19 protein-coding genes are annotated in these 15,854 nt (G+C 35.8%); all 19 read left to right on the forward strand.

Going from position 1 to position 15,854, the window contains the following annotated elements; translation table 4 throughout:
- Window positions 1-7 precede the first annotated feature (7 nt).
- Window positions 8-697: an RluA family pseudouridine synthase gene (locus MHM_RS00335; RefSeq protein ID WP_015511441.1), complete on the forward strand. Its 690-nt coding sequence runs from the start codon at window positions 8-10 to the stop codon at window positions 695-697.
- Complete coding sequence (locus MHM_RS00340; protein ID WP_052306546.1) at window positions 684-1,121, forward strand: hypothetical protein; 438 nt, start codon at window positions 684-686, stop codon at window positions 1,119-1,121. The genes MHM_RS00335 and MHM_RS00340 overlap by 14 nt, the downstream gene beginning before the upstream one ends.
- Window positions 1,100-1,897 carry an HAD-IIB family hydrolase gene (locus MHM_RS00345; protein ID WP_015511443.1) on the forward strand — a complete coding sequence of 266 codons (798 nt, stop codon included), beginning with the start codon at window positions 1,100-1,102 and terminating at the stop codon, window positions 1,895-1,897. Before MHM_RS00340 ends, MHM_RS00345 begins: the two co-directional genes overlap by 22 nt.
- 58 nt (window positions 1,898-1,955) lie before the next feature.
- Window positions 1,956-3,308: a DHH family phosphoesterase gene (locus MHM_RS00350; protein WP_015511444.1), complete on the forward strand. Its 1,353-nt coding sequence runs from the start codon at window positions 1,956-1,958 to the stop codon at window positions 3,306-3,308.
- A gap of 194 nt (window positions 3,309-3,502) precedes the next feature.
- Window positions 3,503-3,766, forward strand: a complete 264-nt coding sequence (locus MHM_RS00360; protein ID WP_015511445.1) for a hypothetical protein — start codon at window positions 3,503-3,505, stop codon at window positions 3,764-3,766.
- Between the two features lie 252 nt (window positions 3,767-4,018).
- Complete coding sequence (locus MHM_RS00365; RefSeq protein WP_015511446.1) at window positions 4,019-4,291, forward strand: hypothetical protein; 273 nt, start codon at window positions 4,019-4,021, stop codon at window positions 4,289-4,291.
- 174 nt (window positions 4,292-4,465) lie between these two features.
- The gene (locus MHM_RS00370; protein WP_015511447.1) at window positions 4,466-4,723 is read left to right on the forward strand and encodes a hypothetical protein; all 258 of its coding nucleotides are present in this window, start codon (window positions 4,466-4,468) and stop codon (window positions 4,721-4,723) included.
- Window positions 4,724-4,786: 63 nt separating this feature from the next.
- Window positions 4,787-6,235 carry an FGGY family carbohydrate kinase gene (locus MHM_RS00375; RefSeq protein ID WP_015511448.1) on the forward strand — a complete coding sequence of 483 codons (1,449 nt, stop codon included), beginning with the start codon at window positions 4,787-4,789 and terminating at the stop codon, window positions 6,233-6,235.
- Between the two features lie 55 nt (window positions 6,236-6,290).
- Entirely contained in the window at window positions 6,291-7,475 is a 1,185-nt protein-coding gene (gene tuf, locus MHM_RS00380) for an elongation factor Tu (RefSeq protein WP_015511449.1), read from the forward strand.
- 81 nt (window positions 7,476-7,556) lie between these two features.
- The gene (locus tag MHM_RS00385) at window positions 7,557-8,867 is read left to right on the forward strand and encodes an adenylosuccinate synthase (RefSeq protein WP_015511450.1); all 1,311 of its coding nucleotides are present in this window, start codon (window positions 7,557-7,559) and stop codon (window positions 8,865-8,867) included.
- The gene (locus MHM_RS00390) at window positions 8,868-9,125 is read left to right on the forward strand and encodes an uS15 family ribosomal protein (protein WP_015511451.1); all 258 of its coding nucleotides are present in this window, start codon (window positions 8,868-8,870) and stop codon (window positions 9,123-9,125) included.
- Window positions 9,126-9,130: 5 nt separating this feature from the next.
- Window positions 9,131-9,400, forward strand: a complete 270-nt coding sequence (rpmA, locus tag MHM_RS00395) for a 50S ribosomal protein L27 (protein WP_015511452.1) — start codon at window positions 9,131-9,133, stop codon at window positions 9,398-9,400.
- Window positions 9,401-9,403: 3 nt separating this feature from the next.
- A complete protein-coding gene (locus MHM_RS00400) occupies window positions 9,404-9,826 on the forward strand; it encodes an uL11 family ribosomal protein (RefSeq protein ID WP_015511453.1) in 423 nt (140 codons plus the stop codon).
- Between the two features lie 4 nt (window positions 9,827-9,830).
- Window positions 9,831-10,466: an uL1 family ribosomal protein gene (locus MHM_RS00405; RefSeq protein ID WP_015511454.1), complete on the forward strand. Its 636-nt coding sequence runs from the start codon at window positions 9,831-9,833 to the stop codon at window positions 10,464-10,466.
- A gap of 34 nt (window positions 10,467-10,500) precedes the next feature.
- Entirely contained in the window at window positions 10,501-11,298 is a 798-nt protein-coding gene (locus tag MHM_RS00410) for a hypothetical protein (protein WP_015511455.1), read from the forward strand.
- A 115-nt stretch (window positions 11,299-11,413) separates the two neighbouring features.
- Window positions 11,414-11,599 (forward strand): hypothetical protein, encoded by a 186-nt coding sequence (locus tag MHM_RS00415; protein ID WP_015511456.1) that lies wholly within the window; start codon window positions 11,414-11,416, stop codon window positions 11,597-11,599.
- A complete protein-coding gene (locus tag MHM_RS00420) occupies window positions 11,599-12,798 on the forward strand; it encodes a hypothetical protein (protein WP_015511457.1) in 1,200 nt (399 codons plus the stop codon). Before MHM_RS00415 ends, MHM_RS00420 begins: the two co-directional genes overlap by 1 nt.
- A gap of 223 nt (window positions 12,799-13,021) precedes the next feature.
- The gene (locus MHM_RS00425; protein WP_015511458.1) at window positions 13,022-14,236 is read left to right on the forward strand and encodes a hypothetical protein; all 1,215 of its coding nucleotides are present in this window, start codon (window positions 13,022-13,024) and stop codon (window positions 14,234-14,236) included.
- Between the two features lie 338 nt (window positions 14,237-14,574).
- Complete coding sequence (locus tag MHM_RS00430) at window positions 14,575-15,702, forward strand: hypothetical protein (protein ID WP_015511459.1); 1,128 nt, start codon at window positions 14,575-14,577, stop codon at window positions 15,700-15,702.
- Window positions 15,703-15,854 lie beyond the last annotated feature (152 nt).

Here is a 15,854-nt window from a genome sequence, read left to right on the forward strand (position 1 = left end):
TAAACTAATGGAAGTAGATATAGTTTACGAAACACCTTACTATTTAATCGTTAATAAATCTTCAGGAATATTAGTACATAAGGATAGATTTACATATGAAAAAGATACAGTCATAGGAGCTTTAAGGGAAAAATATGGAGAAAAACTTTTTTTGGTAAATCGATTAGATAGAGATACTAGTGGTTTGTTTTTGGTAGCCAAGAGTAAAATGGCCTTACTAACTTTAAAGGCACTTTTCGATGAACGAAAGATAGAAAAAAAATATTTAGCAATTTTATCTTCACCCCTTCCACACCCTAAAGTTAAAATATCCTTTTCACTGGGAAGAGATAAAGGGGATAAATTAAAAATTTCAGCAACTAATTCCAGAAAGTTTAAACCCGCTTTAACCTATGCAGAAACTATAGATTCTAAATTAGTTTTATTAAGTCTAAAAACAGGCAGAACTCATCAACTGAGGGCACATCTTTTCACAATGTCTTGCGCCATCCTAAATGATCCTATTTACGGTGTACCTCTAGAGGGTGATTTGTTTGGACAGTATCTTCACTCTTTTAGTGTTTTATTTATTGATCCCTGAACCGCTAAACCTGTTATAGTTTGAACGATGCCTCCCCTAGAATTTTCGAAAAAACTTACAGAATTAAAAATAGATGTTCGGCAGGTCATGTCTTTCGTACCTAATGCATGAAGTTAAAAATGTTGATATCTATATCACCTTTAGTGGAGATCAACTCCAACTTGTATTTTTAGATGGAGCAAGTAAGAATTTTCTTTTTGAAATTTTTATACCCCTCTCTAGTGTAGTACCTCTTTTACCTCAGAGAGTTGAAGCAGCACTATTAAATCAGGGGTTAACTTTTCAGAATTTAAGATCTGTTTATTTAGTCCAAAAACCCAGTAGGTGAAATAGCAATAGATTAGTTGCAGCATTTGTTAGGACAATTGGTTTCGCACTTCCCATCGAAATTTACTGTTTGAGCTTATCCAAAGACTCTCGTGAAGATATTGAGATTCTTAAGGATAGAAATAGATTCTGAGACTTTTTATCTAAATTCAGAAAGGTAAGTTGAGGAGAGTTGAAAGCACTTTATAACTCATGTTCAATTACGAATATATAGTCATCTCCGATCTAGATGGCACTCTCTGTAACAGTTTAGGTGCACCGTCTAAGAACACTGTAGAGTATATTAGAGAGTTTCAGCAAAAACATCCTAAAGTATTGTTTACCTTTTCCACTGGTCGGAACTGAGCAGATTGCAGTGAGATATATGAGTCTCTAGGACTAACAGGGTATATCTCTTGCCTGAATGGAGCTTATATTTACAATCCTAAGACTGAACATTTAGTTATTTCCTGCCTTGGAGAGAAATTTTTGAATTTTTTGCTGCACTCTCCCCATGTTTTGCCTAAATTACACTCAGGCTCTTTATTAACCAATAAGGTAAATATCCCCTTAAATACTGATCAACCTAATAAGATTTGGAATACTTTTAGGGAGAGTAAGGCAATATTAATTGGAATCAAACTACTCTATAGAGAGGAAGACAAACAACAGGTAAATGAGATTATTCAGATAATTAAGAGTTTTAAACCAGCCCCAAAAGTGAATCTTTTTTACTATCCAGGATTAATTAATCTAGAGATTCAAAATGACAAGGAGGATAAATTCAGTTTTGTGAAATTTGCAGCTAACTATTATGGAGTTGATTATCCCAAGATATTAACTTTTGGAGATAATTACAATGACGTTCCGATGATGCAGGGAGGAGTTAGAGGGTGCGCGTTAGCAAATGCTACTTTCTTACTTAAACAAGAAGCTCAGGTAATTTCTAAATTTTCCAATGATGAGGATGGATTAATTAAGGAGTTAGATAGCTTTTTTGGGCCTTTATAGGCAGCATTTCTTGGGTAAAATCAAAATAATTAGGGTCTTGCGATTGTTTTAATTAGAGTTGATTTTTAAAAAGAGAACTACTGAAACAGTGATAACTAAAAAGGTAAAGGAAAGAGATCAATTTTTAAAGAATTTTCATAGATTTTTAAAGAACTATAACGAGATAGTAATTTTCATTCATGAGAGACCAGATGGAGACTGCTTAGGAGGTGCTTTTGGGCTGAAAGAGGTAATAAAGAGTCAGTATCTTTCTAAGAATATATATGTAGTAGGGGAGAGTCAGGGAGTTTTTCCCTGACTGCATATGGAATTTGATGAGTTGCCTGTTGATTTTAATTTCGAGAATGCTGTTGCAATTATTTTGGATTCAGGAGTTGGAACTAGAACTCAGAGATTTCAGGAGTACTTTAAGAATTTAGGTACTAAAAAGTGGGGAGCAGTTATTAGGATAGATCATCATGATAGTCACCTGGATTTTTACACAGACTTAGCCTGAGTTGATGGAAGTTATGCTGCTTGTTGCGCTCAATTAGTACAAATTTGTGATTACTATCAGTGAGAGTTAAATTGTAAAGCAGCAACTTATTTCTTCTTAGGAATTATGACTGATAGTTCTTTTTTCACTAATACAGATGTGTCTCCTAGGACATTAGTTTTAGCTGCTAAGGCATTGAGGGCTGGAGCGGATAGAGAATTTTTGGTCAATAATTTGAAACGAACAACCAAAACAGAAATTGAATTAAGGAGTCAGATTTTATCTAATTATGTGCAAGAGGAGGGCTTTAATTGGTACTTCATGAAGAAAGATATTGTAGACAGATATGCACCCTATAGTTTGACTGGAAATCAGGTTAGCACTTTAGGATATATAGAGGATAATGTGATGTGAATACTATTTGTAGAACAGGAAGATGGTACTATTAGAACAAGTTTTAGATCTATAGGCAGACTGGATGTAAAAGTTCTAGCTGAGGAATTTGGGGGAGGAGGTCATACTAATGCTGCGGGAGCAATTTTACCAGGAGAAGATAAGATTCCAGAAGTTATAAACAGGGTGAAGTCTTTCCTAAAACAATCTTCAGCTGAAGAAATTGAAAGTGTAGATGAATATAGGGAAGAATTGAGGGATTTAGCAATGGATGATATTAATCCTCGTTACAGATTAGAGTTAACTGATGAAGAGAAGAAGGCTCTAGAAGTTGCTAAAAGATTGATTAAGGAGTCCAGGGAAGATGTAGAGAAAAAAACTAGAATAGAGGAGTGAAATAGGGAAAATAATGAGGAGGGAGAGGATATGAATTCACTATTTAAATCCAGCGAGGATAATAAGGAGAAGGAAAGTGAGACTACAGGAATTAAGACAGATATAGAAAAGGAATTACTTAGGGATGAATTGTTTAGGGCTGAATAGTCCTGTAGTTTAAATGAGTTGAGAAAAGCCTCTTGCAATTACACTGATGAGCCTTATGCTGATAGTTTTATTTGCTCATTTTGTGTGAGTAGTCGTGGTTAAGAAAATGACTCTACAGGCTTTTATGAGCAATACTAATATAGTGAAAGATTTACAAGGGGGGGGGCAATCAGAAGGAGAAGTCTTAGTAACTTTTGAGTCTTTCAGACGCTTGTTTTGCACTTACAGGATACTTTGGGTTGCTCATTATTCTTTTTTTAACTTGAGTGCACTGTTTTAAAAAATTGGGTGTTCAGTGATTTTATAATACTAAACCTATTTCCGAAATAGTCAAGTTACAAGAATATAAAGAGTGAAAAGCTAATACTAGGGATTGATGTCAGGCTGCAACTAATTTAAGGAAAAAATTATTTGGAGAATCTAAAAAGTCTAAAGCATCTAAATCTAAGAAGGGATAGAGAGTTGAGTGTAAGAGTAATCATTTGTAAGGTATTGGCAGCTTTTTCGGGGGGGGGGGGCAGTCCATTTACTTTCGTAAGAGTTTGTACTAAACTACTGGAGAAAACATTCTTATTCCTTCATTTTGCTTTTTTGGACTCATAATTGTGCTGCTGTTTTGTTCATTTCCTAGAATAAAAATACCCAAGTTTAGATTTTTAGGTATTAAAAAAAGAAGAGAGTAGTTTATAATAAATTTTTTAACTATTTAATTGTCAGATCCGGAATTTCCAGCATTGGCTGCATCACTATTGGGGGCTAAGTTAATTTTTGTGATAGTTTGAGCTCTTGCAAAGAAAAAACTGAAGTTTAGGGAGATATTTAATAGAAAGACTATTTCAGAAATTGTAAACCTACGGGGGGGGGCGTTCAGTGTAGTTCTTTCTGAAAAGTTAAACAGAGGTGTCAGTTTTAGTGATTATTGCAACAGCTTCCCTTCTTGGAGCATTTCTACTTTTTTTACTAATTTGATTTCCGTTAGTTAAGAAGTTACCACTCAGGGATTTTTATAGCTTCAAAACTATTTTTGAGATAGTAGAGTCTCCTGAATATCAGGCACGTCTTAATAAGCAGAAAAAGAAGTAACTTGCTTTAGAAGAAGTTTCTATAAGCTTCTTTTAATTTTTAGGTTTTCTATTTAATTGTTGTACAAATAAAGTTTGGGTTGACGATTATTTGAGGCCAGAGAAGAAGAAATAAGAGAGTTTAGTTTAAGTGAGAAAACTTCCAAACACATTGAGGAAGAAGTGCCGCTAGAGCCTGGAATGGAATCTCAGCCAGAATCTAAGGGATTTCCCTGTTGCGTATGTAACTTTGTGAGAGAATTAAAAAATAAATTCAAAAATTGCCTGTCTAAGGCTGTTTTATTTAATAAAATGAGTATTACTGAGGAAGAAAAGAAGTCACTTGAAGATTAAAGAAAGATAGTAAATTCTCTCCCCTTAGGGGGAGAGTTTCTATCTAGTTTTAACTAAAAAAAGATGGAGGAAATTACTCTATCTTTAGATTTAGGTTCCAGTAATTTTAAGTTTTCACTAGTATCTTCTAAGAGAGGACAGCTTTATTCCTCAGAGTATACTTTTGAGACTAGATATGGTGACAATGGAGCGGTTGAGATTGAACCGGAAAAACTTTGGGAATCAATTAGTAAAAGGACAGAAGCTACGTTGAATTCATTCGCAAGAGAGGATTATCCTACTTGTCTTTCCATTTCTACCCAGCGCGAGAGCGTATTGTTGTGATGCGCTCAAACAGGCGAGTCGATTTCTCCCATCTTTTCGTGACAGGACACACGCACTGATTATCTAGTAGATGAGCTATCTTTAGCTCAGCGGAATTTAATTAGGGAGAAAACAGGACTTTGAGTTTCCTCTTACTGTTCTGCTCCAAAACTTAGTTATCTAATAAATAGTTATTCTCAGTCAACTCAATCCCCTTTTTTGTGGGGAACTCTTGAAAGTTGATTGATATTTAAGTTCACTCAGGGGATGCAGTATGTTTCAGATTTAAGTTCTGCAGCCAGAACAGGGTTATTGAATTTAGAAACGTTGGAGTGAGACCCAGCACTCTTTGAAATTTTTAAATTACCCTTCGCAATTAAACCTAAGTTAATAAGTAATAATCAGACGGTAGGTAGAGCTAGGATAGGCAACCATTATCTAATAATTAAAGGGGTAATAGGAGATCAACAAGCAGCTTTGCATGCTGCTTCTAAATTAGGGATAGCTCCCTTTTCACTAGTTTACGGTACTGGCGCTTTTGCGCTGTTTTTGCTCCCCGAGGAATTAGAGTTTAGGGAGATCATAAAAAGATATGGAGTGACTAGACATTTGACTATTACATTAGCCTGAAAATTAGAAAATGAGGAACCTAGATTTGCTTTGGAATTGGGTTTCTCAAACTCTTATCAACCTTTAGAGTGATTATTGGAGAAGGCGAATGTCACAATTTCTGATTGTGAGGACCAAGATTATGTAGATTTTGTATTGTCCGAGTCTAAGCCGCTATGCTACCCTTTTTTTACTAAAAAATGATTTTTAACTGAAGCTAGAATATACTCTGCAAGCTTTACTGACATCTGCTTTACAACCTCCCCTAATGATGTATTTTTAGCATGTTTAGAAGGTTTAGCCTATTCAATTAGAAAGGGATTAGAGCTCATGAACTTGAATGTGATCTCCAGAGTTGCTGTAGGGGGAGGATTGGTAAATAATTCCCTCTTTCTGAAGAGTCAGTCTAACTTTCTAGAAACAGAACTAGTGAGAGTTTCTCACTATCAGTTGAGCGGAGTTGGTGCAGCTCTCCTAGTATTTAGGGGAGTAGAGTTTAAACCACCACTAGAGGAAGTAAGACCTGAGAGAGCACATATTTCCCTAATTGAAAGTAGATATCAGAGATGAACTTCGAAATTAATTCAAATTTACAGCTAGGGTAAAAATTAGAATAAAAAGGTAGGTTTTTGTGAGCATTTAGGATAACTTAGAAATGTCAAAGGTTAAGTTTAGTAGGGAGAAAGAGCATATAAATGTAGGTACTATTGGTCACATTGACCACGGTAAAACTACCTTGACTGCTGCTATTTGTACATATTGCTCTAAATTAGGATTAGGTGAGGCAAGAGACTACGCTTCTATTGACAGAGCGCCAGAAGAAAGGGAGAGGGGAATTACCATCAACACTACTCATGTAGAATATGAAACTAAGACGAGACACTATGCTCATGTGGACTGTCCTGGTCACTCTGACTATATTAAGAACATGATTATTGGAGCAGCCCAAGTAGATGGAGCAATTCTAGTAGTTTCTGCCACTGATGGACCAATGCCTCAAACTAGGGAACATATTTTATTAGCTAAGCAAGTGGGAGTGCAGAAGATTGTGGTATTTCTAAATAAATGTGATACTGTGACAGATCCGGAAATGCTAGATCTTGTGGAGATGGAAATAAAAGAGTTGTTGTCTTCCTATGAGTTTGATGGAAATAATACTCCAGTTATAAGGGGATCTGCACTAAAGGCACTGGAAGGAGATCCTCAATATGAAAAGGGATTGCAGGAGTTACTAGATTGTTTGGATAGTTATATCCCAGTTCCAGTGAGAGAGATTGACAAACCCTTCTTACTTTCAATCGAGGATGTTTTAACTATTACGGGTAGGGGAACTGTAGTTACAGGTAGATGCGAGAGAGGGAAGCTTAAGGTAGGAGAAGAAGTGGAGATAGTAGGTTTCGGGGATACCATTAAAGCTGTAGTTACAGGTATTGAAATGTTTAGAAAGCCACTAGAGGAAGTATTACCTGGAGATAATGCAGGAATTCTATTAAGGGGAATTGAAAAAAATGAAGTTACAAGAGGTCAGGTGTTGTCAAAACCTAAGTCTATCACTCCCCACTCAAAATTTAAGGCGGAGGTGTATGCATTAAAAAAGGAAGAAGGGGGTAGACATACCGCGTTCGGCGCTGGATATAAACCTCAGTTTTACTTTAGAACTACTGATGTAACTGGAGAGATTTCTCTACCCGAGGGAGTTGAAATGATTATGCCGGGGGACCATTCTCCCATTAATGTATCTTTAATTAGTGCTGTAGCTATTGAGCAGGGGTTTAAATTTTCTATTAGAGAGGGGGGCAAGACTATCGGAGCCGGTACCGTTACACAAATTCTTGAGTAACTACTAACTCTCTAAACCCTTTTTACCTCTTCTCCTTCGGGAGAAGGGGGTTAAAGCTGTAGGTTTTGGCCCTTTTAAGACATGTTTAAATTTTCCGGGCAAGTTGTAGTACTTGTAGGGCTGCAATTTGGAGATGAAGGAAAGGGAAAATTGGTTGATTTAATATCTTCTCACTTCGACTATGTTGTGAGATATCAAGGAGGAGATAATGCAGGTCACACTATATACTATAAAGGCCAAAAATGTGTCTTGCGAAGCGTACCGTCAGGGGTATTTCACACTTCAGCAGTAATTGCTCCCGGAACTGTAGTCAATCCCTTTTTACTGTTAGAAGAAATTGCCAAGCTTGAAGCGTTGCTCGGAGATTCACTAGAGGGCAAACTGCTTCTAGCTAACCAGTCTAATGTAATATGCGATTTCCACCTAGAGTGAGATAAACTTTGTGAACAACTTAGAGGTGCCGCTAAAATAGGAAGCACCTTAAGAGGGATAGGTCCTGCTTATGCAGATAAAAGTGCAAGAATAGGTCTTAAATTTATGGATTTAACTGATAAAGCTGTAATGCGAGAGAGACTGAAATTAAATTTGGAGCTCAAAAATCCTATTTTTCAGAAATACGGATTTAACACCTATGAACTGTCAGAAGTGATTCAAAAATATAGCGAGGTTGCAGAAAAGCTTAAACCTTATCTAATTGACTATTACTCTTTTATTGCAGCTGAAATAAGAAAAGACAAAACATTTTTACTTGAAGGGAGTCAGGGAATCCTGTTAGATATAGATTTAGGGACTTATCCTTTCGTTACTTCTTCTAATATTGTCAGTTCAGTGAATTCCGGCGCTTTTTTTCCAGGTAGCGCAGTTTCCACAATAATAGGTGTAGTGAAGGTGTATTTAACTAGAGTGGGAGAAGGTCCACTAGTGACTGAGCTAACTTCTGGGGAACGACAAATTGAAGAAATTATAAGAGAGAGGGGTCATGAATACGGCTCTAATACTCAGAGAGCTAGAAGAATAGGATGGCTAGACTTAAACTTACTTAAATATTCCATCAAAATTGGAGGAATTACTGAATTAGCCTTAACAATGGTTGATGTTTTCAATCAGCTTGATAGCTTTAAAGTCTGCATAGGTTATAAAACAGAGGAAGGGCAAAGAATGGAAGAAAGTGTAAATCCTGTTTTAATGAAAGAGAAAATAATACCAGAATATAGGAGTTTTAAAGCTTGAACAGAAGATTTTTCCAAAGTTAGAAGATATGAAGATTTTTCCCCAGAATTTAGAGAGTTTGTGGATTTTCTAGAGGGGGAATGCAGTATTCCTATTTCGATCATTTCTTTTGGTAAAAATAAAACAGATAGTATATTTAAAGAGAAGAGTAAACTTAATTAGATGTCAGATAGCGCGGAATTAACAAAATCTCTAAATTCTGGAGACTACCTCTTTCAATTGAGGGGGATGTGAAAACGCATACAGGTGTTACAGGTTCATCTTAAGAAAAATAAGAAGGACTACTATAGTAAACTCTCTCTTGCTAGAATTCTTGCTAAACGTAGGAGATTTTTAAACTATCTGAGGGAACACTCTCCACAAGATTATCAGATAATAGTGAAAGAGCATTTGGCGAGCAAGGGGAAAGTAGCTACTTAAATAAAATGGCCTCTAAGAAGGGAGTAGGTTCTACTAAGAATGGTAGGGATTCAGCACCTAAATTTTTAGGAGCAAAACTTAGTGATGGACAATTAGCTAAAGCTGGCCAGATTATATATAGGCAGAGAGGATTTAAGATTCATCCAGGAGAAAATGTAGGGGTAGGAAAGGATCATACATTGTATGCAAAAATTACAGGGATAGTTAAATACCAAACTTTTAAAGGATATAAAAAGAGAGTATTAGTGTTAGAGAGAGAAGCCGCTAACTCTTAGAATATGTTTTTTAAGACTACTAATAGGATTGCCAAAATAGAATTAATTGGAGGTCAGGCTAAACCGGGACCGACTTTGGCTAGTTTAGGTATAAATATGGTTCAATTTTCTAGGGAATTTAATGAAAAAACTGTAAATAGACAGGGTGAAAGAGTACCAGTAATAGTTGAAATTCTGCCCTCAAAAGCTTTTAAATTTCAGATTAAAACAACTCCTGTCTCGGAATTATTAAAGAAAGCAGCTTCTATAGAAAAAGGAGCTGCTAATGCTAAGACAGATGTAGTGGCAAGCTTACCCTATTCTAAGATAGTTGAAATAGCTCAGTATAAATTGAAAGATTCTAATACAGATAAATTAGAAAGTATGATTTCTATGATTTCCGGAACTGCCAGACAAATGGGAATAAAGATCACTCAAGACAGTTAGTGCTTTGGAGCTACAAGAAGCACTTCAGACAATCATAGATAATAGGAGAAAAACTTTCACAGAGAGCATAGATGTCTCTTTCCTACTTTCTATCAACTCTAAGAAAAATGATCAAAATATTAAGGAAAGGTATTTACTTCCTCATCCAGTAATTAAAAAACCCTTAAAGATATTGGTTTTTGATGAAACTTTAGGAGAACAAGAAGCAAGTGATGCAGGAATTGATATCTTAGGTAATGAGGATATGATTTATAAGATCCAACAAGGTTGAATGGATTTTGACTTAATTATTTCTTCCCATCAGTTTATGCCTAAATTACTTAGATTAGGGAAGCTTCTAGGCCCAAAAGGATTATTGCCATCTCCAAAAAACGGAACAGTAGTAAAAGATACCAGAGAAGCAGTAGCTATTTTTAAGAAAGGTCAAAAGACATTTAAAAATGATGAAGGTGGAAATGTGCAACTCTCAATAGGTCAAACTTCCTTTTCTATTGAGCAATTGACAGAAAACTTTAACTACATCATTAAGCTAGTTCGGAGCAAAAAACCTCCCTCAGTGAAATCCCAATTTATCAAAAAAATTTGTCTTTCTGCTACGATGGGGAAATCCTATGCTTTGGACTTATCCACTCTAAGGTAAAAGTGAAAACCAACTACTTTTTCACCTAAATTAAATGATTTCTGCATTTTTTAGTTGAAAAACATTTTCTATTTTTTCTTCACTAGGGATTGCAGCATTAGTTCCTCTCGCTTCCTCAAGTTCAGCTCCTTTATTGAGCAGTTTAGGTAGAAACTTAGCTACAGCACCGGTTTCAGTTCATACTCCTGAGCTTAATACCGAGAGAGGGGAAGATATTTTCGAAATCGCTGGTGAATCACAATTAGGAGAGTTAGGAAATAGTTTATCAATCAGGGGGGGGCAATTCTCCTCTATCGAGACTCAATTTAAGAGCATGACAGGAGGTACTTTTACGTTACCTAAACAGAACAGGAGAACTAGATCGCCAATTGCGAACACTCCCAATGTAGACAATTTAAGATTTTGAGGACTTTCCAGCGGAAGTGTTAACGGAAAAATACAGTCAGGAATTTATACTACTAACTTAGCTTGTTGTGACTCTAAATTTTTGGGACAGCCTCAGCAATTCTTAGTTAACTCTCAGTTGAAAGATTATGAGTTAAAGTATTCTAATAGCCACTCTCACTTACTGTTTATTCAATTTCCAGAAAAATTTGAAAATATAGCTGAATTTTTAAGTAGGTATGCAAATTCTTGAATTCAAACTACCTGAAATTCCAATTTTTCTACTTGACCCATAGTATGGGCAGTTAAAAAGTCGCACAATAACGGAATTCTATCCCTTGCCTATAAGCAGCAGAATATTACTGTCGATGAAATGCCAGAAGCAAATTCTAAAGTCTTTCTTGTAGAAGTACCTCTAAATAGGTTAAATCCATTACTGATTAGTTAATTTAAAGTTGGTTGCACTTACTATACAGAGATTCTTGTAGAGAAAGTTTAGAGTTAATAGCTGCCGTTAAGGCAGCTATTGAACTACTTGTCTTAGTTTTTAGACTTTAGGATTTATGGCTGTGCATCCTATCTCTCTAAAATTAATTTTTTCTGTTATTCCACTTTCTCTTGAGGATGAAGGCCCAGATGTTCAATATTGTGGAGTTTGAAAGTTGACAGGCTCTCAAGCTTTTAACACTATGAATTTAAGACTGTGAAAGAGTATTACGGCTCTCTCAAATGTTTGCTTGGTTTTGTAATGTTTTCTACAGTAACTGCAACTCCGTTAGTGTACCATTTTGCAACAAATAAGATGGACGCACCGGCTCTGCATTACAATTCACAAGAACAGTTGAAAAGCATTCCTAGAGGCGAGAGAGTTAAAGCTATGAAACCTAGCGTAAATCCTATATTAGGTTTAAGTTTCAGGGAGTGACAAGACTTGGAGGGAGGTCCACTTGCAGATAGGAGAGGCGATGATAAATATCTCCAGTTTATTTGAGCCTTTTGGAGAATTATGAATAGTACACTTTGGGTTGATGAGGTCTACGGCACTCCCTGAATTCAAAGCATCGAGGGAATTTTCCCTAAGGGAACGTTTAAAGATAAACAATTGCATATTTCAATAAATCATAGGGTGCATCCCTATAATGATGCAAGCATGCAGAAATTAGATACTGAAACTATGGCCGAAAGAGCTAAAGTAGAATTAACTGCTGAAAATATTGCAAAATTAAAAAATCCTAGTTATCAGCATGAATTTGTTCAATTACGACAAAATATGGGAGCACTTTTTTCAGCTTTTTTCCTCCAAAATTGACAACCTCAAACTGACGTTAATGAACAGATATATGCTTCTACAGTAAAAACTCTATTTACTACTTTTGAATCAGAAGATATCGCAAATCCCGAAGATGTTATCAGAACCTTACGATTTATTAGAAAATATAACGGAAGATTCTACTATTTAGATATAAATTTCAATCTACCAAAGGGAGTTAATCAACTTATGATTCAAGCTGTTTGGTACAAGGATAAATCTTGGAGTAAAGGGAATTTTTATCAAGCTAATGGAGAATATAACTATCACAGAGACTGAATAGGAGGAACAATCAACTCATACAACACTATTGAATATCCTATTAATAATATGGATATAGAATTTGCCACTATGTTTGAAGACATATATACAAATCCAGCTTCAATTTATAAATTCATACTAACCATAAGAGATTGTCTTGAGGAGGAAGAGTGTTCACTTTTATTTCACAGAAAAAGAGACGATTATTATTCGCTAACTCAGCGACAGCCAGGAATACATAAGTCTTGAGTTAAATTGAGAGAACACTATCAGAGAATTCATCCTTTTTCAAAAAAATATCGACTGATTGAAAAAAAGATTGACAGTCATTCACCAGGTTGATTTTTAGGGTTACCACAAAGCACTATTAACGCTTAAAAGTTGAGCGGATCCAATATTCTGTGTCGAGTCGCTTTAGTCTCACTAAGTTCTGGATCTGCCGCTCTCGGACCCCTAGTTTATTCAGCTCAACCTTCTTCGCCAGGGGGGGGGCAATAGAGTACAAGAGTCGGGAACTAGGGAAGTCAATGTTGATGCAAAAGGATTACCACATTTACAACAGGCGAGCGATTCTAATATAGAGTTAGTTTACTTCGATTCTATGGACTCAAAGCTTATCCCTTCAGGATTAACTAGTAGACCCATTCTTAGTTCAACCAAGTTATTAGAGTCTCAATCACCAACTTTAAGCAAACGGACTCCAAACCACTTCTCCAATTTAAGCTTTAAGCCCAGTATAGATGAAAAATTAGATGAAATTTCTGAGACATCATTCTATCTCCAAAAGGGGGAAGATAGTAGAGAAGTAGCTGAGCTTCAAAGAGAATTTTTATCTAATCTGATGATTACCATTACCGGCGCTATTTGAACTAATATACCAATTCAGGGGCTCTGAATTGACCAGATAAGCTTAACTGCTCCTAAGAGTGAGTGAGAGAAATCGAACTTAATATTGAATCCAATCGAAAAGGTAGATAATTTAAAAATTTCAGAGATTGAGGCCTCAGATTCTGAAACAAGCACTAAGACTGTGGAGTTAATCACGTCAGCCGCTCCTTTCTTAGATTTAAGGCATTTACTATCAGAGTCTTCATGAGATCCTCAGTCAGAAGTCAGGCAAAATTTAAGCTTCATGTCTGGTTTAGTGCATTTCTTTGTTTCCCCCACATGAGATTTCAGGGAAGAAACAGCTAAGAGTAATGAGAAATGGCCTGAGTATCAATTAAATAGGGAAAAATTTGTATTGAGTAATATGCAATTGAGAACATTTAGTGCAGACGGATCTGGCTCGACTGGGAGCACTGGAGAAAAAGTTAAGACCGTTTTACGATTAGTGAGGATTTATGGGGGCAGGAAATATTACTGTGATATTTTTTTCAATGGAATTAGAGGGCAGAATATGATCAGAGTGAATTATGTTAAAGATAATGGATCAGGCAGTGTAGTTAAGTATCACGCTAATGGCTCTCAGGGAAATTATGGAGAACATATAGGAGGTCAATTGAATTTTGCAAATAACTGGGGAAGAGAGTATAATTCGATGGATCAAGAATTTTCTCAGTTATTTGAAAATATAGAGGGTAGATCGAAAAAAGTCTGGAAGTGATTTGAGGTAATTTCTCGTTGTATTCAATCTCAGGAGTGTAGAGCATTATTTCATGACCAGAGTCACTCTAACTGAACTTGATGAGGTTTAAAGAGTTGTGGTAGAGCTAAAAATTTTGGAGGAGTGCATCCATTTACAAAAATTTATCAAGAGGTAACTAGAGAGGCAAAAGATAAAAATTTTGATGCTTTTACAATTAATCCTTTTTAGATTGAGAAATTCTCCCAAAAAATTGGATGCAGCGAGGGATTTTTAACTTAATAATACGAGACTTTATTAAAAATTGGAGCAGCAATTTTATTGGGTAGCTGACTTAACCTATATCCTAAAGTTAGGAAGATCTTTTGTCAGACCTTGAATTTTGTAAAGAATAGTTAGAAGCGAGCACCTGGGCCTTGGCCCAGTGAAGTTTATGCTATACTGGGAAATATTTTTAAATTAAATATAAGGGTTTTTTAGATAAATATATATGGTTTATGCTTCAATCATTAGACACTTTGGTTTAATTCTCAGTTCTATTGCTGCATCGACTTCACCTTTAGTCTATTATGGAAATACACAGGGAGCTCAAGGAGGGGGGGGGTTCACAGCACTCGATAAATATGAATTTAGAGAGTAGAGAAGAGAGAATGTTGACTTCAACTGACCTTATGTTAAGTACTGAGAGTATACAACCAGCATCAACATCAGTAATCATGGAATCAAAGAAAAAACCTTTAGCTCCTGATCTTAATTTTCTGACTAGAAGTGGGTCACCTATCTTTATTGGGAAAGAGGGATATTCCGATAAGTTAGAACATTTACATATTGACGCAGAACGTTTATTTTTAAAAAATTTACAGGAAATTCTAGCCAGAACGTTATGGGTAGATGGAGTCAATAGCATTCCCTGAATTTATGAAGTTAAGGGCATTTTTCCTTCGCGCCTTTTTAAGGATTTTTCTCACTATTCAGCTAAAAAGATATTGTCTGACAGCGAAGTAGAGGTGAGTGTGAAATTTGATCAAGAGGTAATACAAAAATTAAGAGATTGAGGGAGTAAATGGTCTTCCACTCTGACTACACCAATTAGACAGGGAATGGAAGAACTATTTTTAAGATTCATATCTTCTAGTTACACATTGGATAAAAAGTTATTTGAGGAAAAACAATTCATCCAAGAAAAAGTTGCTAAATTAAGTTTTGACCATTTTGCATCCAACGAAGGAAACTATCCTACCCATACCATTAGATTTATTAGAGACTTTCAGGGAAAGAGTTACTATCTAGACATAATATTTAATTCTCAACCTGGGGAAAATCAATTGTATATTCCACACATATATTCTGACAATCATACTTACTCTGCTAATGGAAGTATAGATTGGGCTAAAGATAATTTAGGTGTTTCTTCAAGTTGAAGCAATAAGTTAGATAGAGATTTTGCACGAATGTTTACCCATATAGATATAGATCCTTTAAATTTCTATAAACAGATAACTGTAGTAGGGCGCTGTTTGGAAGACTACCGCAACTGCGGTTCTCTCCTCTCCATGGCTAAAGCACGCCAAATAAATTACGATCCTGTAGCTCAACTCCATCCATTTGCATCCATTTATGGTAATATTTCTGCTGAGTGAGATCTAGCACCTCCCACTTTTCCTTCCAGTCTGTTATTTAAGAAACTTAAGAATTAACACAGGTGATTGAAGGGGGTGTCAATTTTTTGGTCAAAGGGATATCAGGGGGGGGCATTTATTACCTACCGAAAATAAATTAGGGCGGAAATTGCCTCCCCTAGGGGAGGGGTCAAACTAAACTAGCTTAAGTTATGAAAATTTTTATGACT

The sequence above is a fragment of the Candidatus Mycoplasma haematominutum 'Birmingham 1' genome (assembly GCF_000319365.1).
Taxonomy (GTDB): Bacteria; Bacillota_I; Bacilli_A; order Mycoplasmatales; family Mycoplasmoidaceae; genus Eperythrozoon_A; species Eperythrozoon_A haematominutum.